This is a genomic window from Petralouisia sp., assembly GCF_056822245.1.
In genome coordinates this window covers 38,045-64,053 of the sequence record NZ_JBQIOP010000007.1, presented here as the reverse complement: position 1 = coordinate 64,053, position 26,009 = coordinate 38,045, and the positions used below count along the sequence as shown (strand labels likewise).

Genomic DNA, 26,009 nt, shown 5'->3' with positions numbered 1-26,009 from the left:
ATCACTGTTCCTTATACCTATTGTCCTTCATAGTCAGCCTGCCTGTACTGCATGGTTTATCGGGAAGCATTGGGATGTTTCATGTCCTTAATGGGAATGTTTGCATACAGCGCAGGCACATTCCCGTTATTTCCCTCAGATTCCGTCTGGGTAATCTGAATATCCAGACCTTCCGCATCAATTTCCATATATTTTGAAATAACCTGGATAATATCATTTTTAATCATTTCCATCACATCCGGAGAACAGTTTGCACGGTCGGAAACCAACACTAATTTTAATCGGTCTTTGGCGATGTCCCCGGAGGATTTTCTTTTAAATAAATCCATTAAACCCATAGCGGCTTCCTCCTAATTTTTCTTAAAAATCTCTTTCAGTTTCCCCCATACGCTGGATTTAATTTCCAAATCCAGAAACGGCACCTCTTCTCCTAATATTCTGTGGCAGATATTTTCAAAGGCTTTTCCTGCCAGACAGTCGGAGCCCACTAACGGTTCTCCCTGATTGGTGGAAATTACAATCTGTTCATCATCCGGTACTGCGCCGATAAGATCAATGGCAAGGATGTCGGTCACATCATTGATATTCATCATGTCGCCCCGCTTTACCATATCCATGCGCAGGCGGTTGACAATCAGTTCTGTCTGCTTTACTTCATGGGCGCAGAGAAGGCCGATAATGCGATCTGCATCGCGGATTGCGGAAACCTCCGGCGTAGTTACCACCAGCGCCCGGTCGGCCCCTGCAATTGCATTTTTAAATCCCTGCTCAATTCCCGCCGGGCAGTCTAACAGAATATAGTCAAATTCTTCCCGCAGCTCCTCAATCAATTTGATCATCTGCTCCGGTGACACGGCAGATTTGTCTCTGGTCTGGGCAGAAGGCAGCAGGGAAAGATTGGGATAACGCTTATCCTTGATCAATGCCTGTTTCATGCGGCAGTTTCCTTCAATCACATCCACCAGGTTATACACAATTCTGTTTTCTAATCCCATTACCACATCCAGATTCCGGAGACCGATATCTGTGTCAATCAGAACCACCTTTTTATTCAGCTGCGCAAGACCTGTCCCAACATTCGCTGTGGTGGTAGTCTTACCCACTCCACCTTTTCCTGACGTTATAACAATTACTTCACTCATCCTACCATATCCTCCTGATTTTTATATACTATTCAAAAGACCCTTTGTAATCGGTTCAATATAAATATTCCCGTCTTTGACAATGGCTACCTGAGGTTCTGCCGCTGCCTGCTGTTTTCTGCCCCGCTTTTTTACGGCAAGAGGCGCCTTATCCGCGCTTCTTCCAATGACATCTCCGATTTTGATCTGAATGGGGTCCATGTCCAGTGCAGCTACAAATGCCTGTTCATTTCCGTTTGCCCCCGCATAGGCATTGCCTTTCAGCGCGCCCAGCACCACAATATTTCCCTTGGAAACCACCTTCGCCCCCGGATTGATGTCTCCCAAGATAATAACGCTGGTCTCACAGTCCAAAACCTGTCCGGAACGAAGGGTCCCTTTGTAAAACTCTCCGGTCCTTCCGGCCTGCTCCTCTTCAAAACGCTCAATTTTCTGCCGGATCAGCTCTTCTTTCAAGGCGTCATTGTCTAAAATGCAGATAATGTTCACCGCAGTATTGTCTGTAATGGTTTCCACAATCCGAAATTCCTCCTCCTGAGTCAGTTTCCTGCCCTCAAAAGAAATGGCCATTTTCGCATTCCTGAAAAACCCTTCCGACTCTTTAAAACGCTCCAACACGCAGTTCAGCAGTTCTTCAAACTCCATACTGCTGTCCAGTATCAGATTAATGCCGTATTTATTGCTTTTTAACATGACTGGCTTCGACAAATTCATCCCTCCAAATTCTAATCTGTAAATCCGTTGGCAGTGCTTTCAATCTCTTCTGCCTGTCCATTTAACAGAGTTCCTTCATCCACAAGTTTAAAGTAATATTTCAAGATATTACTGGACACTTCCGCCGCATTGGCAGATGTATATCCATAGGCAATACGGGTTGCAATGGCAATTTCAGGATTGTCAAAGGGCGCATACCCGATAAATAACGCATGGTTTGCCCGGGTTGTAATCTGCTGGGCCGTACCTGTTTTGCCTGCAACTGCAATGGGGAAATCCTTAAAGGATCTGTTGTTTTCCGCCACCATACGCATTCCATTGTGAATCGCATCCCAGGACACAGGGGCCACCTCTGTAATCTCCCGGATAATCTCCGGCTTGAATTCCTTCACCAGCGTTCCGTCCGAAGTAGTTTCTTTGTCTAACAGGGTTAATTTATAAATCTTTCCGCTGCTTGCTACTGCCGCCAGGTATCTGGCAATCTGCGTAGTGGTAAAGTTGTGGTTACTCTGTCCAATGGATGAAGTAATCGGATATTCATCTGCTATATGGGGCTCATTCTCCGGGATCTCAATTCCGGTTTTCTCATTCAGCCCGAACAGCTCTGCATATTTCTGTATGGTGGCAATTCCCTTGTTCTCGTTATAAACGCCGCCGGCAGAACTCATACGGTATCCCAGTTCGTAGAAGAAATAGTTGCAGGAATCCCGGATGGCTTCCGAAACATTGATGGAACCATGGGTGCTTCCCGGATAAATCCAGCATTTGGGCGACGGATTGATTTCTGTAAATTCTCCCTTGGTGGCAATGGGCTCGCTGACGCTGAGCACGCCTTCTGCAAGGGCCGCTGCCGCCGTTACCGGTTTAAAGGTAGAGCCCGGAGCCGTCTGCTGCTGAGTGGCATTGTTATACTGGGGAATGGACAAGTCACTCTGCAGACTTGCAAAATATTCTGAATCTACAGAATTGGCAAGCCGGTTGGTATCATACCCGGGATAAGTCACACAGGCCAGAAGCTCCCCAGTTTTGGGATTTATCATAACGCAGCTTGCCGTACAGGGATCTAACGCAAGCTGTGCAGGCGTAATCTGAAGATTTTTGATTTTATCCTTCATAAAGTTATAAGCGCTTAAATTCCCAGTCTGTAGAGCGGTCAGGTCACCTTCGCTTTCCTGCAGAACTCCCTGCTCAAACAGCAGCAGGCAGATCTGGGTGCCGGAAATCAATTCCTGATTTATCATGTATTTATAAATCTTTTTGCTGAACTCCCGGTCTTTTTTTAATTCTTCTGTAATATAATTTACAAGCGCATTGTATATTTCTGTAGAGTCAGAATATCTGGATTCCGTGTCAAACTTTGTAATGTCAATCCAGTCCATGGAAATGGCGCGCCTGAGATATTCGCACAGGCTGACAGTGTCATTTTTCCATCCTTTATAAACTTCATCTTCGGTATCTACCTTGTCAGACAGAAAAATTTCATTCTGATCCAGCATGGAAAGAATGTAGCTCATATACATCTGCTGTTCTTCGTCCAGTTCACCGTAAGGGGTGGGGGAAGCAGAGGCAAACTGCTGCTGCAGGCTGCTGATTACAGAGGCCTGCTTGCTCAGAAACGTCCCGTATACCTGCTGCTCCACTTCTTTGGCGTCTTTCTCGCTCAGATGGCTGATATTGATAATATTATTATTAATCAGCGCAAAATAAACATCATCAATGGGTATCTTAATGTCAGACGCAGAGCCTGTACTGGTATCATATTCCTTGATGTTTTCTATGGTGGCATATAAGATGCCGGCCAGCTCCTGCTCCAGCATACAGTAAACGGCTTTCTGCAGATCTGCATCCAGAGACAGATACACATCATTTCCGGAGGAAGCGTCCACCTGCTCTATCATCTCGGTAATCCTGCCCACACTGTCTGCATAGAACTTCTCCGTTCCCTTTGTCCCCTGCAGCTCCTGATCCATAACCTGTTCAATGCCGGATTTGCCGATAACATCATTCAGGGTATAGGAATCATTTTCTTTGGAAAGGTCGTCATACTCTGTCTGGGATATTTTACCGGTATAACCGATAATATGGGAGAAATAAATACTGTCCACATATTCGCGGATGCTGTCCTCCACCACGTCAATTCCCTGCAGGTTCTCAGAATTCTCCTTAATAACTGCCACAGTCTCCTCGCTGACATTCTGGGCAATGGTAGTCAGCACATACCGCTGAAAGCTGTTCTGGGAAATGGCATACCGCAGAATCATAATCTTGTATGCTTCCTCTTCTGTATAAAAATCAGGTTCTCCCTCTATTTTCTCTTTATATTCTCTGCCTTCCACATAGATGGCAAATTTCCCCTGCAGGTACTCCATCACCTGCTCCGGCTTGGCAGAACCTTCGTTATAGCCTAATTTTTTATTATATTTCAGTTCATCTGTTTTGTTATGTCCGTAAACGTCGGCCAGAAAACGCTTTAACGCCTGGCCGGATACCACAAAATCATAGACTCCGCTTTCATTTTTCTGAATCCCGAAGGTATTGGTAATGGAGTCGCCTTTATCTTCAATCATGTGAATCACGGTGTTCAGTTCCTGATTCAGCATTTTATTCTTCTGCCGGTTGCTTTCATAGATTCCGTTGTCCTCAATGGTAACAGAATAAGAAAGCTCGTTGTAGGCCAGCAGCTTCCCGTTGCGGTCATAAATACTGCCCCTGGTTCCGGAAGTCACTCTTTCCTTCTGAATCCGCAGGGTATAATTATCCATATATTCTTCCCCGTTGATAATCTGCAGTACAAAAATCCGCTGTACCAGAATGCCGAAGAGCCCAATTAAAACCACGCTGAGCACAAATAACCTGGAACCTATTAACTTTTTCAGAAAATTCTTGATAAACTCAAACAAACTTACTTGCACTCCTTCTCTCAATGCTCTCTAATTTCTGATTGATTCTCAGAATGATAAAATAGAGAATAATGGTTACCAGAATCGTATACACCAGTTCCGGCAGAATAATGTGTATCAGATAATAGTCAAACCGGAACTTTCCCCGCAGGAAAAATAAAAACAGATACACTAACAGGTTGTAAGAAAAGTCGCTGACTGAAATCAGTATCAGCGGCAGCTTAATATCATCCGGAAAAAACATTTTGCGGAAAAATCCGTTGATATAGCCCAGATATGCATAAATCAGGGCATAAAATCCAATGACGCTGCCGAAGAAAATGTCTAACAGAAGCCCGCAGAAAAATCCCGTCCACATCCCCTCTTTTCTCCCCCGCATAAATCCGAAGGCGGAAGTCACCACAATCAGAAGATTGGGTGAAATGGAGGCGAGAGACAAGGTTTGAAACAATGTGGTCTGCAGCAGAAAGCAGACGGTAATTATCACAAACACAGAAAATTTACGTCTCAGCTTCATCTTATTGCTCCTTCTTTTCTTCCTGAATCGTCTTTTTATCCAGAATCACCAGAACCTCCTGCAAATGCCTGAAGTCCACTGCCGGCGTAATGGTGCCGGAATAAGTCAGGTTATTGGCGTCCCGCTCAATCTCACTGACATATCCAATCAGAATCCCCTCCAGATATTTGTCGCTGATATGGGAGGTTACCATCTGTTCCCCGGAGGCCACTGCGTCATCCTCACACTTCAAATCAGAAAATTCAATGACCTGATGTTCGTTCATCTCAGCCAGGTTTCCATTGATAATGCAGCGATCCGCCGTGGAAAGGGACATGCCGCTGACATTGCTTGCGTCATCAATAATAGAACGCACCTTGGCGTAATTAGGGCCTGTGTCAATGACAATTCCCACCAGTCCGCTTCCAGCGATGACATTCATATCCTTCTCAATTCCGTCGTTGCTGCCTTTGTCAATGGTGAAAATATTGAACCAGTTTCCTCCGTCGCTGCCGGTTACCCGGGCCGCAACTTTCTCATAACTGGGATATTTCTGATCCAGCTCCATCAGCTCCCGGAGATTCTCCAGTTCATACTGCTCCAGTTTGATATTATTTATCTCCTGGGTCAGCCGGTCCACTTCCTCCTGCAGCTCTTTGTTTTCCGCCATCACATCCCGCAGGGATTTCAAATCGTCCGCTTTCGACAAAAACCAGTTTCCAACGGTATTGATCCCTTTCTGCATGGGCACAAACACGTATCCTGCCACTGTATTCAAGGGGCCTCCTGACAGATTCAGCGTAAAACTTACGAACATGACAATCACACAGAAAACCGTTAAAAACAGCAGCGTGTATTTGGTTGGAATCGAATGTTTTGTTGATTTACGTCTCATAAATGATTACACCTTTATTTATAAATTCTGCTCTTCATGCTAAACGCCAGTTTCCGGAATTTTTCATCGGAAACAATCTTGTTCAAACCTCTGACCGCGCTCTCTTCCGGCAACTCACAGGTGTTTACCTTTATATTGGTAATCTGTGTAAACAGTTCGTCCAGCCGTTTGATCTTAGAAGAGCCTCCGGTAATATAGATGCCGGAATGAATGATGTCCCGGGCCAGCTCCGGCGGCGTCTTTTCCAAAATCATCTTAATGGAATTGCAGATGGAATTCAGATTGTCCTTGATGGCCTCGTATATCACAGGAGATGAAATTTCCATCTCAATGGGCAGACCGCTGACCACATCCCGCCCCACAATCACTGCGCTGGTCTCCTCTTCCTCCGGCAGCGCGCAGCCGAGGGTCTCTTTGAGATACATGGCGGTTTTCTGGCCGATAACCAGTCCAAAATTGCGTTTTAAATGGTTGATGATGGATTCATCAATACGTTTTCCGCCGAAATGAAGCAAATCGCTCAATACCAGTCCTCCCAGAGAAATCACAGAGATCTCCGTGGTGTCCGCGCCGATATTTACAATCATAAATCCGGTGGGAGAATTCACATCCAGATCCAGGCCCACTGCGTCTGCAATGGGTTTTTCACAGAGCAGCACGCTCTTTGGCTTAAACCGGCTTTTGTAAAACAGGTCAAAAAACGCCTTTTTCTCCACTTCCGTAATATCCGTAGGCACGGCAACGATAAATTCCGCTCCCTTGATATGGTTTTTCACATGCTTGTCCAGCACTTCGCCGATCATATTCTGCATATTATTGTAATCTGCAATCACTCCATTTACCACTGGAAATGATACTTTGATGGAATCCGGCGCCTTCTCATACATGGCATATGCATCATTTCCGAATGCATAAAGCTGGTTCTTGTTCACAATCGCAATGGTATTCTTCTCATTGATTACTTTACCGGTTCCTTTGCAAAATACTTTTAAATTGCAGGTACCCAAATCAATTCCATAAACATTTGTTGACATAATCTACGTTCCTTTCCTCAACCTAAAAGGCCATTTTCTCTAAAGCTGATATATCTGTTATCGCCGATGATAATGTGATCCGCAAGAACAATCTCCAGAATCCTTCCGCCCTCCGCCACACGCCTGGTTACGGCAAGATCTGCTTCGCTGGGCGTCGGGTCTCCGCTGGGGTGGTTATGGAGAAGCACAATATGGGCCGCTCTGTACTCCATGGCTATCATAAAGATCTCCCTTGGAGAAACCAGGGAATTGGTCACTGTCCCCACGGATATGGTTTCTTCCCCCAACAGATGGCTTTTGGCGTCAAACATCGCTAACAACAGATTTTCTTTTGTCTTGTGCCGAAGAGATTCCATGTAATAGCCTGCGACGCTGGCTGGTTCATTCAATCTTACGTCCCTCAGCCTGCTGGTTTTGGCAATGCGTTCTGCCAGTTCTGCAATGCACTTCAATTGTGCCGCTTTTACCTGTCCGATTCCCGGAATTTCTTTCATCTCCTCCGGCCGCATATTCACCAGGTTCAGAAGATTCTTCTCTTTCCGGGACAGAAAAAACTGGGCAAGCTGCAGCGCTGTCAGATTCCTTGTGCCTGTTTTCAGTATCACTGCCAGCAGCTCCGCATCCGAAAGGGCCCTGGCTCCGTAGCGGATGCATTTCTCCAAAGGCTGCTCAGATTCCGGCATTTCTTTCATCGTAATATGTGTTTTCATAATCTTCCTTCCGCTCTCTCAAAGCAAAGGAAAAAGTTTTACGTTTTATTTTAGCACAAATATATGGTTGTGTATACTAATTTATTGTTAAAAATTCATAAACATTGCCGTAATAATTTACAAAAGCCCCGCCAGGCCGGCTGTTTCTGAGTACCAGGAGGTATATTTTTCATTGTAAACCCTCATCATGCTCAGCCTGCCGTCCGGCGGGCCGCATGGCCATCCATACTATGGAAGCCAAAGGCTTTCATGGTAAACTGTTAAAGTTCCACCAGGCCGGCCTCATACAGTTTCTGCAAAGACATTAAAATTCCCAGCTTGCCATGGTACCAGGTCAGCCCGCCCTGAAAATAAACGGCATAAGGCTCCCGCAGAGGCCCGTCTGCGCTCAGTTCGATGGAAGAACCCTGGACAAAGGCGCCTGCCGCCATAATAACTTCATCGTCATACCCGGGCATTGCCCAGGGTTCCGGAGTTACATGGCTGTCCACCGGCGCCGCCGCCTGAATGCCCCGGCAGAATGCAATCAGCGCTTCTTTTGAGTTCAAAGTCACCGCCTGAATAATGTCGTGACGGCTTTCGCTGCCGTCTGGTATCACCGGAAAGCCCAGGCTTTCATAGATATTTGCGGCAAAAACTGCGCTTTTTAACGCGGCGGCTGTTACCGTTGGGGCCAGAAACAACCCCTGATACAAGGACTGAATCACCCCCAGGGAAGCGCCCACCTCTTTGCCCAGTCCCGGAGAAGTCAGCCGATAAGCCGCCTGTTCAATGCATGTTCTTTTTCCGACAATGTATCCGCCGATGGGGGCAAGGCCGCCGCCGGGATTTTTAATCAGGGAACCTACAATCATATCCGCCCCTGCTTCCAGAGGCTCCTTCTCTTCCACAAATTCCCCGTAGCAGTTGTCCACCATGCAGATCACCTCCGGTTTTATCTGTTTGATAAAAGAAATCAGCTCTCCAATCTGCTGTACCGAAAAACTGGGCCGGGTCTGATATCCCTTGGAGCGCTGAATCGTTACCAGTTTGGTGCGCTCTGTCAGGGCTTTTTTGATAGATTCATAATCAAAAGTTCCATCGGCGCACAGATCCACCTGCCGGTAGGTAATTCCGTATTCTGCCAAAGAGCCTTTGGACTTGCGTATGCCGATGACTTCCTCTAACGTGTCATAGGGTTTTCCCACCGGGGACAGCAGCTCGTCTCCCGGCCGGAGATTGGACATAAGGGCCAGCGCCAGCGCATGGGTGCCGCAGGTAATCTGAGGACGCACCAATGCCGCTTCGCCCCGAAAACACTCTGCATACACTTCTTCTAACGTGTCCCTTCCCAAATCATTATACCCATATCCATTGCTTCCCATGAAACATTCTGCGCTGACTTTTTTTGACTGCATGGCTTTTATCACTTTTAACTGGTTGTATTCCGCTATGCGGTCAATTTCCTCAAAACGCTCTTTTAATTTTTTTTCCTGCTTCTGGCCGAAATCCAGGACTTTTTCTCCGATTCCAAGCCTTTGATACATTTCCTTCATCGTTTTTTCCTCTTTTTGTCAAATCATTTGCTTTTCTTTCAGAATTTTCTGCATATATTGCAGCATTCTGTCGTTATTGTAATCAAACTCCGGCTTGTGAATCCAGATGACCTCCCGTTCCCGCCGGAACCAGGTCAGCTGACGCTTGGCAAAATGCCTGGTGTCCCGTTTGATCCGATAGACGGCCTCCTCCAGAGTGCAGTCTCCTTCCAGATAGTCCAGAATCTCTTTATACCCTAAGCCCTGCATGGATACCATCTCCCGTCTGCAGCCAAGTTCCCGCAGCTGCTTCACTTCTTCCACCAGCCCCTCTTCCATCATTTGTTCCACCCGCCGTTCAATCCGTTCATAGAGACAGCTCCTGTCGTCATTCAGCACAAAATAGGCAGACTGATAAGGGGAACTGCGCATCCGCTCCCGCTCATTGTGTTCTGAGATTTTCCTGCCGGTGAGATGATGAAATTCCAGTGCGCGTATCACACGCTTTATATTATTTTCGTGAATGGTTTCCGCAGACTTTTCATCTACCTGAGCCAGCATTTCATGCAGCTTTCCGGGTCCCATACTTTCTGCAATCTGTTCCAGCTCCTTCCGGTAGGCTTTGTCCTCCGGCTGTTCTGTGAAATCAATTCCGTACAGCAATGCCTGAATATAGAATCCGGTGCCGCCTGCAACAATGGGAATCTGCCCCTGTTCATAGATTTTTTCCATGGCGGCTTTTGCATATTCCTGAAACCGCACCACATGAAATTCTTCCTCCGGCTCTAAGATATCCACCAGATAATGGGGAATCCCCTGCATTTCTTTTGGTTTTATTTTGGCAGAGCCGATATCCATATGCCGGTATACCTGCATGGAATCTGCGGAAATCACCGCGCCGTTTACCAGTTTGGCCAGGCCAATGGACAATTCTGTTTTTCCAACTGCCGTAGGCCCTGTTAAAATGATCAATGGCTTCTTCATCACAACACCCGCTTAAATTTCTTTTCCAGTTCGTATTTTGTCATGGAAATAATGGTTGGCCGTCCGTGGGGACAGTGATAGGGATTCTCAAGGGTCAAAAGTTCTCCGATTAAGGCTTCCACCTCCGGCCTGGAAATGTTCTGATTTCCCTTTACCGCTGCTTTGCAGGACATGGAGGCTATTTTTTCTGTAATCATCTGAGGCGTTTCCTTTCCGTGGAAATCAGCCAGGCTGTCTAAAATTTCAATCACCAGTTCCTGCCCGTTCAGCCCAAACAGGTTGGCTGGAACAGCGGTAACGGAGTATTCCTTTCCCCCAAAATGCTCGATTTCATAGCCTAGCTTCTGAAAATAGCCCATATATTTCTTAAGCAGAGATTCCTCCTGCAGATTCAGCGTCAGCAGAATGGGCGGATAAATCACCTGGGAAGTGAATTCTTTGTTCTTAAGCCCTGCCAGCGTCCGTTCATACAGAACTTTTTCGTGGGCCGCATGCTGATCGATAATATAGAGCTGATTGTCAAATTCCACCAGCCAGTAAGTGTCAAACAGCTGACCGATGATTTTGTGGGCCGGGCGGGAGGCTTCTTCTAAGAGCTTTCGCGGCTGTTCTCCCGTTTCTTCGGAAGGGCCCGTTCCCTGTAATTCTTCCAAAAAGTCCTGTTGTTTTGCCGTTTCCGGCTCCTGCCGGGACTGGGAATCCAGTGTTCCATAGGTGATTTCTTCCGCTACAACGGCATGCTGACTTTCAGACTTGTCCCGGCGGGATGTTGCCGCAGTTTTCTCATATTTCGGCTCATAGGGGCTGTCCTTTCGGATCGCCGCCTTTACCGCCTCCAGCCGTTTTGTCTCAAAAGGCTCCGGGGCTTTGCGGCCAGACCCCATCCGTTCTTTTTTCTCCTGGGCCTGTCTTGCCTTTTCTTCCCGCTCCTGTTCCAGACTCACCTGATAGACCAGCTCATTCTGGTTGATGGCGTCCCGGATTAACTGTGTCAGGTATTGGTAAATTTCCTCTCCATTGCTGAACCGCAGCTCCATTTTGGTGGGATGGACATTGACATCCAACAGACTGCCGTTGATGGAAATATGCAGAACGGTAAAGGGATATTTGTGCTGCATGACAAAGGATTTATAGCCCTCCTCAATGCTTTTGGCAATCAGGCTGCTTTTAATATACCGCCCGTTGATAAAATAATTCTCAAAATTCCGGTTCCCTCTGGAAATCAGCGGCTTGCCGATAAAGCCCTGAATGGAAAACCATTCATTTTCTCCCTGAAGCTCCAACAGGTTTGCAGCAATGTCACGCCCGTAAATATGGTAAATCACTTCTTTCAGGTTGGAATTGCCGGAGGTGTGCAGCTTGGGCTGATTATTTACGATCAGCTTAAAAGAAATCTCCGGGTGGGACAGGGCCAGGCGTTCCAGTAAATCTCCGATATATCCGGCTTCTGTCTGGGCTGTCTTTAAGAATTTTTTCCTGGCAGGGGTATTGTAAAATAAGTTGCGCACCAGAAAAGTGGTGCCCTCCGGCGCGCCGATTTCCTCCGAGGACTTCTCCTTTCCCCCTTCAATGACATACCGGGTGCCGCTGAACTGGGAAATAGTTTTGGTAATCAATTCCACCTGGGCCACCGCCGCAATACTGGATAACGCCTCTCCCCGGAATCCCAGAGAGGATACGGTCAGCAAATCCTCCACATTGCGGATTTTACTGGTGGAATGGCGCAGAAACGCCAGGGGAACCTGCTCTCTTTCGATTCCGCACCCATTGTCTGTAATGCGGATGAAGGAGATGCCCCCTTCTTTGATTTCCACGGTTATGGCGCTGGCCTTGGCGTCTATGGCATTTTCCACCAGCTCCTTCACCACGGAAGAGGGACGCTCAATCACCTCGCCCGCTGCAATTTTGTCTATGGTCTGTTGGTCTAAAATCTCTATATTCGGCATAAGCGCTCTCCTTTGGTTCTGAATCCGGCCGCCGGTTCTGTGTCAGGAAAAGCAGGCTACCACCGGTTCTTTATTTTGCTCTGAAGCTGATACAGTTTATTCAACGCATCAATAGGCGTCAGATTTCCCAAATCCAGCTCCCTCACTTCTTTAATGATATCATCATCTTTCACTGTATCAAAGAGAGACATCTGTGTCAAATCCACTTCATCCAGTTTTTCTTTCTTTTTCCGGGGCTTATGGTGTTCCGCAATGAGATTTCCGGTCAGCTCTGCTATATCATGGGCGCTCAGCTCCTCTGAGATTTCTTTGGCCCGTTCAATGACGCTCTCCGGCACCCCGGCAAGTTTGGCCACCTGGATGCCGTAGCTTTTATCTGCGCCGCCGGGGACAATTTTCCGCAAAAATACAACATCGTCTCCATTTTCCTTGACAGCAATGCAGTAATTATTTACGTTATTCAGCTTGCCCTCTAATTCCGTCAGCTCATGGTAATGGGTGGCAAACAAGGTTTTGGCTCCCAGAAGTTTTGGATTGCTGATATGCTCCACCACAGCCCAGGCAATGCTCAGCCCGTCAAAGGTACTGGTTCCCCGGCCGATTTCATCCAGCACCAGAAGGCTGTTACTGGTGGCGTTACGGAGAATATTGGCAACTTCTGTCATTTCCACCATAAACGTGCTCTGGCCGCTGGCCAGATCGTCGGAAGCCCCTACTCTTGTAAATATCCGGTCCACAATTCCGATTTTCGCCTGTTCCGCCGGAACAAAGCTGCCGATCTGGGCCATCAAAACAATCAGAGCCGTCTGACGCATATAAGTGGATTTTCCGGCCATATTGGGGCCGGTGATAATGGAAATGCGTTTTTTGCTGTTATCCAGATAGGTGTCGTTGGAGATAAACATATCATTGTTTATCATCTGCTCCACCACCGGGTGACGGCCGCTTTTAATATCAATCACACCGGTTTCATTGATGGAGGGCCGGCAGTAATTATTCCGTTCCGCCACCAGGGACAGGGCGGACAGCACATCGATTTTTGCAACTGCCTTGGCGGTCTTTTGAATCCGCAGCACCTCATCTGCGATTTTATCCCGGATTGTCCGGAAGGTTTCGTATTCCAACGTTACCAGTTTATCTTCCGCTCCCAGAATAATGTCCTCCAGCTCCTTCAGTTCTGCCGTAATATAACGCTCTGCGTTGGCAAGGGTCTGTTTTCTGGTATAATAATCCGGCACAAGGTTCTGGTAAGAATTGGTTACTTCCAGATAATAGCCGAAAATCTTATTGTATTTAATTCTCAGGTTCTTAATGCCTGTTTTCTCCCGCTCCCTGGTTTCCAGTTCCATCAGCCAGGTTTTTCCTTCTGTCTTGGCCTGGCGGAGCTTGTCAATCTCTTCGTCATATCCCTCCTTGATCATGCCGCCGTCCCGGATGGAAATGGGAGGATCTTCTTTGATGGAAGCGTCAATCAACTGATAAATATCTTCCAGAATATCCAGTTCCGCCCGTGTTTCCTCCAACATGGGCGTATCAAATTCTCCCAGGAGGCTGTGAATATGGGGAAGCATTTCAAGGGAACTTTTAAATGCGGTCAAATCCCTGGGATTGGCGGTCTGATAGGTGACCCGGCTGATCAGACGCTCTAAATCATAAACCGGATTCAGATATTCCCGGATTTCTTCCCGGAGCATGGCATTCTGGTTGAATGCTTCCACTGCATCCAACCGCTTTTCGATTTCTCCTTTATTGATTAAAGGCTGCTCCACAAAGCTTCGAAGCATCCTTGCTCCCATAGCCGTTTTTGTCTTATCCAGCACCCACAGAAGGGAGCCCCGCTTCTGCTTTTCCCGTAAAGTCTCCACCAGTTCTAAATTTCGCCTGGTGGAGCTGTCAATAATCATATATTTTCCTGTAATGTAAAGCTGCAGCGAGGTCATGTTGGCCAGGGAATTTTTCTGTGTTTCATACAAATACCGCAGAAGGGCGCCTGACGCAATGGTGCCGCATTCATAATCCTGAATGCCAAGGCCCGAAAGGTCTGAGATTTTAAAATGCTCCAACAATGTAGTTCTGGCTGTCTCATCACTGAAATACCAGGAATCCAGCGCATATACCGCAATGGAGAGACGCTGTTTTAAATCTTCAAAATCCATCCCCGTCATATAAAAGGCTTCGTTGCAGATAATCTCAGAAGGCGCAAATTTATGTATTTCATCCATCAGCTTCTGTTCCTGATCCACCTCTGTTACAAAATAATCCCCGGTGGTCACATCGGCAATGGAGACGCCGTACCGATCCTCCATATAAACCACGCACATAATATAATTATTTTTGGTTTCATCCAGTGCCTGAGTGTCCAGATTGGTTCCGGGGGTGACAATCCGCACCACCTCCCGGCGGACTAAGCCCCTTGACATCTTAGGGTCCTCCACCTGTTCGCAGATGGCCACTTTGTACCCCTTGGCCACCAAACGGTTCAGATAAGCTTCCACTGAATGATAGGGCACGCCGCACATGGGCGCCTTCTCCTCCTGGCCGCAGTTTTTTCCGGTCAGCGTAATTTCAAGCTCTTTGGAGGCTGTTTTGGCGTCCTCAAAAAACATCTCATAGAAATCACCCAGACGGTAAAAAAGAATACAGTCCTTATAATCCTTTTTGGTATCAATATATTGCTGCATCATTGGCGTATATTCCGACACGATACTACTTTCCTCCTAAATTCTTTTGTACTGTTTTCCAATTGCCTCTGCAATTTTCATTCCGTCCATGGCTGCAGACATAATGCCTCCGGCATATCCCGCACCTTCTCCGCAGGGATATACCCCCTTTTTATTGCTCTCAAAATGCTCATCTCTTATGATCCGCACCGGAGAGGAAGTTCTGCTTTCCACACCGGACAAAATCGTATCCGGACGGTCAAATCCTGGGATATACCGGGAAAACTGGTGCATGCCCCGACAGAAAGAATCCCGGATTTCTTCTGAAAATAACTGGTGCAGATTCCCGAATGCCCGCTGTCCTTTCACGGCGGAGTCAAATCCGCCGTAGGCAGAAGAAACTGTACCCTGTTCAAAATCCCCAAACAATTGCTGCGGCACCTTTCCTTTTCCCAGCCGGTACGCCTGCTCCTCCAGTCTGCGCTGAAAGGCTACGCCGCTTAGTGGCCCGGAACCGAAATCTCCGGGGGTTACCGTTACAATAATGGCGCTGTTGGCGTTTTGGCCGTCCCTTTTACTGTAACTCATTCCGTTGACTGCAAGCCGCCCCGGTTCTGAAGAGGCATTTACCACATAACCGCCCGGGCACATGCAGAAGGAATACACGCCTCTGTGATTTTCCAGGTTTGCCGTTACCTTGTAAGGCGCCGCCGGAAGTTTCCCGGCCGCCGCTTCTCCGTACTGGCTTTGATTGATCATGGACTGGGGATGTTCTGCCCGAAGTCCCACTGCAAAAGATTTTGCCTCCATCTGAAATCCCAGATGATACAGCATTTCAAAGGTATCCCTGGCGCTGTGTCCGATGGCCAGTACAGCCAGTTCCGTATCAATCCGCACCGTTTCCCCGTTTCGCTGGCAGGTTACTCCTGTCAGCCTGTCCCCATGAAATTCCATTCCGGTGACGCAGGTTTCAAACAGACAGGTTCCGCCCCAGTCCTGGATTTGACGGCGCATATTTTTAACCACATTTTTTAAAATATCCGTTCCAATGTGAGGTTTGCTCTGATATCCGATTTCCTCCGGCGCGCCGTGGCGGATAAAAATATCCAGCGCCGCCTGATTTCTTCCCTGGGCATCCTTTACCAGTGTATTCAGCTTTCCGTCGGAAAAAGTACCGGCGCCGCCTTCGCCGAACTGTACATTTGAGTCGGGATTTAAACAGTTATCCTTCCAGAACTGTTCCACATCCCGGACGCGCTGATCTACGGTTCTGCCCCGTTCCAGTAAAATGGGAGAAAAGCCGTGCCGGGCCAGAAGATAGGCGCAAAACAGCCCTGCCGGGCCGCTGCCGATAATTACAGGAGAAGATTTCAGCTTCTTTGTTCCGCCGGCGGGAAACTGATACTGCACATCCTTCGCCTGCACAATCCGGCTGCTTTTTGCCCGGCGCAGCACATGGGATTCCTGCTTTACCTGCACGTCAATGGTATAGACGTAGGAAATCTGGCTTTTTTTCCTGGCATCTATGGACTGTCTGCGTATCTGATAAGTCTGAATTGCTTCCGGCCCGGTTTTCAGTTCCCTGGCAATTTTCTGCAGCAATTGCTCCTTTGTATGGGAAATGGGAAGTTTTAACTGCTGTATCCTGATCATGTTCTGCCTCTTTTCTTCTGCTGCAATCCATCTGAATGCTTCATGCCTGTACACATGGCGGCAAAATCCGCAGCCCCTTTCCCGGCCGCAGCGCCGCTGCTCCATGCCCACTGGAGATTATATCCGCCGCACATTCCGTCAATGTCCATCACCTCTCCGGCAAAAAACAGCCCCGGCACTAATTTGGATTCCATGGTATCCGGACAGATTTCATCCGTATCCACTCCGCCGGCTGTCACCTGCCCATGGTCAAATCCTTTGGTTCCAGTGATTTCAGATTCCAAATGCTGTATAAGATATGACAGGCCTTCCAGTTCCTTTTTCCGGCAGGACTGGGCCTGTTTCTCTGGCCAAATCCCGCTTTCTTTGAGAAAAACCAAATTCAGTTTCCGGGGAAACAGACCGATCATGGCTTCCTCTGCCGTTTTCCCCTCTCCATATACAAGAAACTGCTTCTGTATCAGCTCTTTTGCCTGTTCCCGGGAAAACCCCGGAAGAAAATTCATGCTGACCCGGACGTTTTTCCCTTCCAACAGCCCATAAGCGGCATATCGGCTCACCTGAAAGGCAGGAATGCCAGATACCCCGAAATCCGTCAGCTGAAGCTCGCCCCAGTCTTTTGCTGCTTTCTCATGTTCTATGTACAAGGTCAGACAACATTCTGCACGAATTCCTGCAATCGTTTTAAAAAATGACTGTTTTCCCTGCAACTGAACCAAAGCAGGCGCAAGCTCTGTCAGCTTATGCCCAAAACCCATAACATAAGGGATTCCGCTGCCGTCGCTTCCTGTCTTTTTGGCCGCTTTCCCTCCGGTGGCAATGACGCATGTCCTGCTGTAAAACTTCCCCTGTTTGGTATCAAAACAGAAGCTCCCGTTTTCCTTCCCAATGGAACGGATGCCCACTTCATATAAAACGCTGACCTTCTGCCGCCTGCATTCCATCAGCAATACTTCCAGAACAGAAGAAGCCTGGCCGCTGGCAGGGTAATAGTAGCCGTCCCGCCTGCTGACCGGGCGGACGCCCAGCTCCCGAAAAAAGTCCAGGGTCTCTTCCAGTCCGAACTGTTCCAGCGCAGGCAAGACAAAGGCAGGGTTCTTGCCTCTGTAATACGCAATGCCCTGCTTTTCATTGGTAAAATTACATTTTCCGTTTCCTGTGGCCAGAATCTTTTTTCCGGCCCGATCCATATGTTCTAAAATCAGCACCGCTGCGCCGTGTCTTGCTGCCTGTATTCCCGCCATAAGACCTGACGCACCGGCCCCTGCCACAATCACATCAAATCTCTGCTTCATCCTATCACTCCAAATTTCCAGTTTGCGCCTCTTAGAACCCCTGCGGTTTCTGTAGCTAACTTGTGTAATTTTCCAGAAAATTATAAAGCTGTTCCTCATCCCGGATGGATTTCCCCTGGCTGATTTCTGCCTGCAAATCCTCAGGGAGCCCATCCATCCGGATATCCGTCACCGCATATAATGTTTTTTCGTCTGCATAATAAACGGCCACATATCCTTCCTCTGCCAGAAGAATATAGGCGCAGGGCTCCAGCAGATTCATGCTTTCAGCAAGTTCTGCCCGCGCCTCCGCTTCTTTCTGCATGGTCAGCAGATTCTCATTCTGCTGCTTTAAGAGAACGATGCGTTCTTCATATATTTTCTGTGTCCTGTGATTTCCTGCAAAAAAACCAATACAGAGACAAAGAGCCGCGCTGATTGAGACTCCGGACAAAAATAAGCGAATACTACATTTCTTTTCCATGTCAAACTCCTTTTTCTGGTAGTATCTGCTATTTTTGTTATTTTATACAACTGTATTTACATCAGATGCAGCTTCTTTGCAATTTTAATAATCAGATTCCCCATGGGAAAACTGCGCAGCTCATTTTCTTTCAGTCCGCGCATCACAAGCAGCAGAATTCCATAGACGCACACCCCTGCCGCAATGGAAATTCCCGTGGAAACTGCATTGATTTTTATTGTTTTCATCAGAAAATAATAAATGCCGTAAACTGCCAGGCCCATCACAGCGGCGGCCAGGCTTGGAATTACAAAGGTGCGCAGAATCTCCTGCCGGTATTTTAAATATTTCCGGATTGCCATTCCATTTAAAATACACATCAGAAATGAAAAGAACATATTCGCCCAGACAACGGCATAAATATTCAAATCCATTCCATACATCAGCGCCGCCAGTACGCCGATATGTAACACAAGGGCAATCACCGCATTTTTCACAGGAACATTCATGCGGTTAATCCCCTGCAAAATCCCGTTGCTTAAAGTGGACAGGGAATAAAACACAATGGTCACTGCACCAATCTGCATCATCCTTGCAGTCATGATTCTGTCATCCTGAAAAAGAAGCTGCAGAATCGGAGAGGCCAAAACTCCCATTCCTACGGCGCATGGAATTGCAATCACCATAATAAACCGTATGGAATACGCCACCTTCCGCTTCACATGGGAAATGTCCTTCGCCGCAAAAGCAGTGGAGATGCTTGGCACACTGGAAGCTGATATGGAAGAAGCAATGGCAATGGGCACATTGACGAGCACTTTATATTCTCCCGCATAAACGCCCCACATGGTACTGACGTCCTTTGCCTGATACCCCTGAAGGGCGGCAATATGCTTAAACACGCCCATATCCAGAAAAGATGTAATATTATATATGGTAGTGCTTAAAAGCACAGGGATAATGGTCAGTATCAGGACACGGAAAATCGTCCCGTAGCTCTCGGTCTTTTTCCCTCTGTCCTTCTGAGCCATTCTCTGAAATCTGGGCCGGTAAATAGCCAGTACAAACAGCGTAAACAGCAGTGCGGCAATGGCTCCCGCACCGGTTCCGATGGTTCCGCCTGCTGCGCCGTATGCTTCCGCATAGGTGGCAGGATTCCCCAAAACAGCCCCGATCCTGGTTCCATACCGGTACAGCATGTAAGCAGTCCACACGCTGATCACTGCATTGATAATCTGCTCAATTAATTGGGATACTGCGCTGGGCATCATCGTACCCATTCCCTGGAAAAACCCGCGGATTACCCCAAGGACTGCCACTGCCAAAAGGGTAGGCGCCAATACCTGCAGGGCAAAAATACTTAAAGGCGTCCGCACAATATAAGTTGTGATGACACCTGCGCCGAAAAAAACAATCAGGCCGGCAGCCGTCCCGGAAATCAGGGCAAAAATCAGCGCGCCTTTGAAAAGTCTATATGCATTTTTCCGCTGTCCCTTTGCCATTCTGGTGGAAACCAGTTTGGAAACAGCCAATGGCAGGCTGTAGGAAGATATCAGCAGCAAAATACTGTATATCTCCATAGCCGTGCTATAATAATCATTTCCAATATCACCGATAATGGATTTTAAAGGAATCCGGTACAGCAATCCTATAATTCGGCTGATGATGGAAGCTGCCGCCAGAATGGAACCCTGTACCAGAAAATTGGATTCACTTCTTTTCTTTTTACTCATATAAATTCCTCAAATACTGCCTTCCCATGCATGCCAGATACGCTTCCTTGGCCATAATTTTCCTATTCTTCCGTTGCCCTGGCCTGTGACAATTCCTCCTGGGTTGCATAAACGCCGAACCGATCCTGATAATCTTTTCTTGCAATACATACCCAGGTTTTTCCCTGATTCAGAGTAATCTCTTCCCCTGCCTCATTATAGTAGCGGGCCGGAGAATCCTCATTGTCCTTACTCCATGTGACACGCTCCATCTTGCCGTTGGTAATATAGATTCCCGCTCCGCCGGATGTGGTATTAATGTCCATATAACCATTTTCATCCAGTTTCGACCAGTCACAGTACTGGATCAGGATATTTTTTGCGGTGAGCTGTCCTTCAGTGCCCCCGTCAATCTGCTTATCTTTAAATTCATACCGGTAATAAAGTCCGTCCTCGCTGTTGTATACAAACCACGGCTTGTTGACAAAATATCCCGGGCTTACCACAATTGCATCTTCTCCGGAAGGAGTCACTTCTGCATCGTCTTCTGCGAATTTGTAATGTCCGCTGTAAGTGTCTGCCAGTTCTGTGCGGTAACCCTTCTTCTCAAGACCAGCCTGAATGCCCTCTGCACTGGTAAACGCATTGTGGGGCGCCTTCCGGTTGGTATCACGGTAGAACATAATTGTCTCAATGGCGGAATCCATTCCGCTTAAGTTGTGTACATCTTCCCGTTCCAGTACCGGTTCCGCATAGGCTGCCTGGCCGTAATGGGTATAAATTGCATCAAACTCTCTTGCAAAATAAATAAAATAGTGACGGCAGCTTCGTACGGAACCTATTTTCTCCAGTCCTGAATAATCCTGGAAAATTGCCATCAGACGGGTATAAGACCCCTCCACCGGCACCTCGTAGATAATATCTGCAGAAGAAATTCCGTACTGGGGCAGCGCGTCCGAAGTATTGCCGATCATAATGGCAATGGGCCGCTTTTTCGCCAGTTCTCCGTCAATCCACTCACCGGTCAGATAACTTCTGGCCATTCCTTCCGGAACCTCCGGCGTCGGCTCCGGAGTAGGCGTTGCAGGCTCCGGGGTAGGCGTCTCTTCCTCCACCACCGGCTCTTCTTCCGGTTCTTCTTCTTTCTTGCCGCAGCCGGCAAACATGCTCAATATGAGAGCGGCCAGCAACAGCCATGCGATACGTTTTTTCATCATTCATTCCTCCAAATTTTCTTTGTAGCTGCAGACAGCAACATTCTTCCTGGCTGCAGAATTTATACTCAAGAGTTGCTTCATTGCCAAATAACTGCCGTTCTTTTCCACTAATGAGGGCCTGCGGGCAAATTATCCGGCGCAGAAGCATCTCTCAAAATTCCCATCTGCTCCAGGATCTTTCTCTGTTTTTCTTCCATTACAGCGGCGTCCTCTTTCGTCATGTGGTCATATCCCAGCAAATGCAGCATACTGTGCAGGATTAAAAAGGCATATTCCCGTTCCTTACTGTGGCCGTATTCTTTTGCCTGTTCACAGACTTTGTCCGCACACAGTACAATATCTCCAAGCATTGCCTCCCCGGTATCCGGATTGAAATTGCTTTCCTCCTGTTCCAGTGACGCAAAATCCCCCGGCGACTCATAGGCGATCAGCGGAAAAGAAAGCACGTCCGTAGGCGCGTCCATTCCCCGGTGCTCCCGGTTCAGTTCCTGGATTTCCTCTAAAGACACCAAGAAAAGACTCACCTCCGCTTCAAAGGGAAATTTCTCTGCTTTTAACGCAGCGTCTATGACTTTCTTTGCCAGTTCTTTCTGATCAAAGGAAAAAAACACCTCTGTTTCTTCTTCCAGTGTCACAGTCAAAACAATTCCGCCTCCTTTATTAAATAATCTCTGATTTTTAAAAACATATTCATGCTGAAGCCTGATTGATCATACAGCCCCGAAGCGGAATTTTCATTTAATGTCTGATACACCAGCATATCCTGATTCCAGGAGCTGGAAAGAGTCGCCCGATCCAGTACGTCAAACTTTGCCACCACACTGTCCACAATATGCACAATGGCGGACTCCAATGTGGAGGGAAGCTGCTGCTCCCCATTATACTCTCTTAAAATTCCCACGATTTCTCTGGGCAGATGGTTGCTCCTTGCAAGAGCCACCCCATTTTCCACATAAGGCTCCCCTTCCATTCTTCCGATGCGGTAATAAAAGCCCCCGGCTGCAGCCACATCCGGATCTGCCCCCACAAGGGCGGCGCAATTTCTGGCAATCTCAGACACCTTTCTTCCATGGTTGTAATCCGCCTGGGAAAAATGCGACACTGCCTGCACCAGTCCGAACTCTGATTTTAAAATCCGCTCCAGCTCCTGTTTTCTGGAATTCTGCAGATATCGGTACAGGGTCTGATACAACAGCCATGCCCCCGCAGCGGAAACCGCCCCGTTGCAGGCGCCAAACAACAGCACATTCCAGTTCAGCTGGCCGGTTCGGATAAATGAAAAGATCAAAATACAGTCAAAGACATAGAGAAACAGGAAAATAATTCCCCACCGCCGGTTTCTGATCTCTTTAAAAAAAGTAACCGCTATGCATCCTCCTGCCAGAAGGAATATATCGCAGAGCAGCATGTAAGCATTCTCCTGACCGCAGACGGCAAATACTGCCACGTGAAAAATCCCTGACAGCATCCCGAAAAATGAATTGGAAACAATCGCCCCTCCTGCCGCTAACAGCAGCACCGGCCTTGTATATTCCGGCAGATATTCAAATAAAACCGCCGCCGTACAGGAAACTGCATACCAGCCTGCAATATACCTGTAATCCCTTGCCTTTTCATAAAACCAGTCCTTTTGTATCCGGTACAGTTCCATCCCTGCAAGAAATGTCACAGAATACAAAATTCCCAAAAAAATCAAAACAGCCATCTGATACGGTTCCCGGTTCCTTATAATTCCCGAGAAAACACACTCCAGAATCCCGCATAATGCCATGCCTGAAAATATCAGATTCCTGCGCCCTCTGCTGCTGTCCTTTACACTTGCGTGTGTTTCTGTCTTTGTTGCGTTCTCTTTTGTCGTTTCCGGAGCCTTTTCTTTCATGTTTTCAAACTATCCCTGCCGTTTCTTTCTTCTCTGGTAATCAGGAACCTGACTGACCTTCTTCTCTGCTTCTGCTTTTTCAAATGCCTTCACAATATCCTTCACAATCTTATTGCGGACCACATCCCGGTTATTCAAATGAATCACGGACACGCCCTCAATCGGGCCCACAATGGCAGCGCACTTCTCCAGTCCTGAATCTGTCTTATGGGGCAGATCAATCTGGGTCACATCTCCGGTCAGCACCATTTTGGAGCCCTCCCCTAACCGGGTCAGCGCCATCTTAATTGTATAAATGGATGCATTCTGGCTCTCGTCTATCAGCACTTTAGCCCTGTTTAACGTCCTGCCCCGCATATACGCCAAAGGCGCAATCTCAATGGTTCCCCGTTCCCGCAGCCGTTCCGCCTTGTCCGCGCCGAAGATGTCATACAATGCGTCGTTCAAAGGACGCAGGTATGGATCTACCTTCTGAGACAAATCACCGGGCAGAAATCCCAGACGCTCTTCTCCCGCTTCAATGGCAGGCCGGCTCATAATGATCCGGTCGATATCCCCTCTCTTCAGCTCCTCCGCCGCCTGGGCTACTGCAAGATAAGTTTTCCCCGTTCCTGCTGGTCCAATACAGATGGTGATAGTATTTTCTTTCATCGCCTGAATATAATTCTTCTGTCCTGGAGTTTTGCACTTAATAGGGGCGCCGCGGTTGGTCAGGGTCACAATATTTTCCATGGCTTCTATCGTCTCTTCCAAAGCCCCTTCTGTGGCCTCGTCAATCAGACGGTAAATCATGCCGTCATTGATGGCGTCCCCCTCCCCCTGGTCATAAATCTGCTGCAATGACTGCAAAACAGACACCGCATTGGACACGCCGGTCAGATCTTCTCCCTTTACTTCCACTTTAGACTCCCGCAGTCCTATCAGCACCGAGAAAGCCTTCTCGATCATCCGCGCAAAACGATCCTGACAGCCGAATACGGCCTGCTGTTCTGCGGTGCTCATCTCTATATATTCTATCTGCAACTAAAGATACCTCACTTTCTCAGGGAAATATACACATACTGAAATTCATTATATCAAAAACTTTTCTCATTTTCAAGATTTCACAAAAAAATCCTTGACAAGCCTAAAAAACAGGGAAATAATCTGAAAAATCAGCTATTTCCCTGTTTAACTGCTTCTTTGCCGCGTTACGGATTCTCTTCCTAATTCTCTCGGGAAGCGTCTGTATTCGCCGCCTCTTCACGGTTTTCTCCCGGAGTGTCTGCAATTTCCGTCTCTTTCCGGCTTCCGATAGGCTCAATCACCTGTATTGTGCCGAAAGCCCTGCAGTTTTTGCTGTCTGCCGAAATGGCAACCCGGTTTTCCACAATCTGAATTCCCTGTTCCGTCAGTTCCTTGCAGAACTGGTTTAATTTCTCCTGGGCCGTCTGTCTGGCCTCTTTCTCGGTGTATTTCTTTTTCTCTGTCCGATACTCCCTGTGAATTTCTTTGGTCAATACCAGAGGCAGATAAAAGCTGTCGCCGATTTTCACATCATATTCATCGGTAATTCTGTCATAATCCGTAAATTTCCGGGACAGATACGGCAGCCGGATCTGCAGGTTAAACAGCCGAATCCCGTATGTTGCCCGCTCTTTCCCGGTATAGCTCCGATCCTCATACCACATGGAAAACTGCTCTTCATAGGCATATTCCGTAATGCCCAGAATATCTGCGTCTGCAACGCAATACTGCCAGGAAGCAATTTCTTCACTGTCATTGTACACCGGGTTCTTCCCTTCCACCAGCATATCCCCGGGATGGACTTCCATGCCTTTTTCCACATAAGGCGTTCCCTGTCTAGTCAGGATACTGTAAATTACCGCGTCTTTGTCCGCCACCAGGTCTCCGGGAAGCTTCTGCTCCTCTCCCTTGGCAGCCGCCTGCTGATTGGTGGCGAGATTTTCCTGGACATCAATAATCAGCATGGTTCCCTCCAGCTTTGCAGAAGCCCAGATAATATCCTCATAACCGGCTCTTAACTTCTCCTCTATTTCCTCACAGTCTATTTTGCTTTTCAGCAATCCGTGGCGCACTTTATTTTCTTCCAGGAATTTAATAATATTGCTGTCGGTTTCATGGAGATTTCCGTTAACTTCAATTTTCCACACAAACAGCGACATGGTATACAGCAGCCCGCAGCACAGGACAATTCCTGCGAAAAACAGCTTGCGCTTCCGGTACCTGCGCATTACAAAGGGAAGTCCCACACGCTCCAGGATCACGAATGTTGTCCTTGTTTTTTTCAGGATAGGCTTCAGCCGTTTCAAGCCCCTGACGCTGATGCAGAATACGTAATGGTCTTCTTCGTATTCCAGATTCCAAATCAGTATATCATGATTGCTGCACAGATTCAGAAAACGCTCCGGCGCATATCCGGTAAGCCTGATTTTAACATATCCCTGCAAATACTTTAACTTATCAATTAACAAATGTCCTACCCCTTATGAGTCATATAATATTCCCTGAATACATCCGGTAATTTTCATTTCCTCATTGGTGTAGTATTCCACAAGCAGCCCTTTGCCCTGGATGGTCACCTGGCATGTTTTGGTCTGCAGGCGGATCTTCTCTCTGGTATATTCAATAATACCTTTATAATTTTCCACCAGAACCTGACCGCGGCCCATGGCGGTAACAATTACCGCTCCGTATACAATGTCCGCAGGCAGTTCCAGAGATTCCACAATATTTGATTTTACGTTTTCCCTGACTTGCTCCAGTCTTGTTCGTTTTCCTTTTCTCATATTCCACTATATGAAAAAAAAGGGATA

Annotated in this window: 22 protein-coding genes; all 22 read right to left on the bottom strand. The window is 47.5% G+C overall.

Going from position 1 to position 26,009, the window contains the following annotated elements; genetic code table 11:
- Positions 1-56 precede the first annotated feature (56 nt).
- Positions 57-338 (bottom strand): cell division topological specificity factor MinE, encoded by a 282-nt coding sequence (gene minE / locus ACTO17_RS04395; RefSeq protein WP_135989069.1) that lies wholly within the window; start codon positions 336-338, stop codon positions 57-59.
- A 12-nt stretch (positions 339-350) separates the two neighbouring features.
- Positions 351-1,142 carry a septum site-determining protein MinD gene (gene minD, locus ACTO17_RS04390; RefSeq protein WP_172537985.1) on the bottom strand — a complete coding sequence of 264 codons (792 nt, stop codon included), beginning with the start codon at positions 1,140-1,142 and terminating at the stop codon, positions 351-353.
- 21 nt (positions 1,143-1,163) lie between these two features.
- On the bottom strand, positions 1,164-1,856 hold the full coding sequence (locus ACTO17_RS04385) for a septum site-determining protein MinC (protein WP_482557028.1): 693 nt from the start codon (positions 1,854-1,856) through the stop codon (positions 1,164-1,166).
- An 11-nt stretch (positions 1,857-1,867) separates the two neighbouring features.
- Positions 1,868-4,756, bottom strand: coding sequence for a penicillin-binding transpeptidase domain-containing protein (locus ACTO17_RS04380; RefSeq protein WP_482557027.1), 2,889 nt, complete (start codon positions 4,754-4,756; stop codon positions 1,868-1,870).
- Positions 4,749-5,273, bottom strand: a complete 525-nt coding sequence (gene mreD / locus ACTO17_RS04375; RefSeq protein ID WP_172537988.1) for a rod shape-determining protein MreD — start codon at positions 5,271-5,273, stop codon at positions 4,749-4,751. Before mreD ends, ACTO17_RS04380 begins: the two co-directional genes overlap by 8 nt.
- Before the next feature lies 1 nt (position 5,274).
- Complete coding sequence (mreC, locus tag ACTO17_RS04370) at positions 5,275-6,147, bottom strand: rod shape-determining protein MreC (RefSeq protein WP_172537989.1); 873 nt, start codon at positions 6,145-6,147, stop codon at positions 5,275-5,277.
- A gap of 14 nt (positions 6,148-6,161) precedes the next feature.
- Positions 6,162-7,181, bottom strand: a complete 1,020-nt coding sequence (locus tag ACTO17_RS04365; RefSeq protein WP_172537990.1) for a rod shape-determining protein — start codon at positions 7,179-7,181, stop codon at positions 6,162-6,164.
- A gap of 17 nt (positions 7,182-7,198) precedes the next feature.
- The gene (gene radC / locus ACTO17_RS04360; RefSeq protein WP_172537991.1) at positions 7,199-7,891 is read right to left on the bottom strand and encodes a RadC family protein; all 693 of its coding nucleotides are present in this window, start codon (positions 7,889-7,891) and stop codon (positions 7,199-7,201) included.
- 260 nt (positions 7,892-8,151) lie between these two features.
- Positions 8,152-9,426 (bottom strand): methionine gamma-lyase family protein, encoded by a 1,275-nt coding sequence (locus ACTO17_RS04355; RefSeq protein ID WP_482557026.1) that lies wholly within the window; start codon positions 9,424-9,426, stop codon positions 8,152-8,154.
- An 18-nt stretch (positions 9,427-9,444) separates the two neighbouring features.
- On the bottom strand, positions 9,445-10,389 hold the full coding sequence (gene miaA / locus ACTO17_RS04350; RefSeq protein ID WP_172538201.1) for a tRNA (adenosine(37)-N6)-dimethylallyltransferase MiaA: 945 nt from the start codon (positions 10,387-10,389) through the stop codon (positions 9,445-9,447).
- Positions 10,389-12,335, bottom strand: coding sequence for a DNA mismatch repair endonuclease MutL (gene mutL, locus ACTO17_RS04345; RefSeq protein WP_482557025.1), 1,947 nt, complete (start codon positions 12,333-12,335; stop codon positions 10,389-10,391). Before mutL ends, miaA begins: the two co-directional genes overlap by 1 nt.
- A 56-nt stretch (positions 12,336-12,391) precedes the next feature.
- Complete coding sequence (gene mutS / locus ACTO17_RS04340; RefSeq protein WP_482557024.1) at positions 12,392-15,037, bottom strand: DNA mismatch repair protein MutS; 2,646 nt, start codon at positions 15,035-15,037, stop codon at positions 12,392-12,394.
- Between the two features lie 15 nt (positions 15,038-15,052).
- A complete protein-coding gene (locus tag ACTO17_RS04335) occupies positions 15,053-16,648 on the bottom strand; it encodes an NAD(P)/FAD-dependent oxidoreductase (protein ID WP_482557023.1) in 1,596 nt (531 codons plus the stop codon).
- Entirely contained in the window at positions 16,645-17,943 is a 1,299-nt protein-coding gene (locus tag ACTO17_RS04330) for a BaiN/RdsA family NAD(P)/FAD-dependent oxidoreductase (RefSeq protein WP_482557022.1), read from the bottom strand. Before ACTO17_RS04330 ends, ACTO17_RS04335 begins: the two co-directional genes overlap by 4 nt.
- Before the next feature lie 55 nt (positions 17,944-17,998).
- On the bottom strand, positions 17,999-18,406 hold the full coding sequence (locus ACTO17_RS04325; protein WP_172538205.1) for a hypothetical protein: 408 nt from the start codon (positions 18,404-18,406) through the stop codon (positions 17,999-18,001).
- Positions 18,407-18,462: 56 nt separating this feature from the next.
- Positions 18,463-20,118 carry a putative polysaccharide biosynthesis protein gene (locus ACTO17_RS04320; RefSeq protein WP_172538206.1) on the bottom strand — a complete coding sequence of 552 codons (1,656 nt, stop codon included), beginning with the start codon at positions 20,116-20,118 and terminating at the stop codon, positions 18,463-18,465.
- Between the two features lie 62 nt (positions 20,119-20,180).
- Entirely contained in the window at positions 20,181-21,314 is a 1,134-nt protein-coding gene (locus ACTO17_RS04315) for a DUF3048 domain-containing protein (protein WP_482557021.1), read from the bottom strand.
- Between the two features lie 107 nt (positions 21,315-21,421).
- Positions 21,422-21,955, bottom strand: coding sequence for an rRNA maturation RNase YbeY (gene ybeY, locus ACTO17_RS04310; RefSeq protein ID WP_172538207.1), 534 nt, complete (start codon positions 21,953-21,955; stop codon positions 21,422-21,424).
- Positions 21,952-23,193: a hypothetical protein gene (locus ACTO17_RS04305; protein WP_172538208.1), complete on the bottom strand. Its 1,242-nt coding sequence runs from the start codon at positions 23,191-23,193 to the stop codon at positions 21,952-21,954. The genes ybeY and ACTO17_RS04305 overlap by 4 nt, the downstream gene beginning before the upstream one ends.
- Positions 23,194-23,202: 9 nt before the next feature.
- Positions 23,203-24,216 (bottom strand): PhoH family protein, encoded by a 1,014-nt coding sequence (locus ACTO17_RS04300; RefSeq protein WP_482557020.1) that lies wholly within the window; start codon positions 24,214-24,216, stop codon positions 23,203-23,205.
- Between the two features lie 182 nt (positions 24,217-24,398).
- Positions 24,399-25,667 carry a sporulation protein YqfD gene (gene yqfD / locus ACTO17_RS04295; RefSeq protein ID WP_482557019.1) on the bottom strand — a complete coding sequence of 423 codons (1,269 nt, stop codon included), beginning with the start codon at positions 25,665-25,667 and terminating at the stop codon, positions 24,399-24,401.
- Positions 25,668-25,679: 12 nt separating this feature from the next.
- The gene (locus ACTO17_RS04290; protein ID WP_172538210.1) at positions 25,680-25,982 is read right to left on the bottom strand and encodes a YabP/YqfC family sporulation protein; all 303 of its coding nucleotides are present in this window, start codon (positions 25,980-25,982) and stop codon (positions 25,680-25,682) included.
- Between the last annotated feature and the right edge of the window lie 27 nt (positions 25,983-26,009).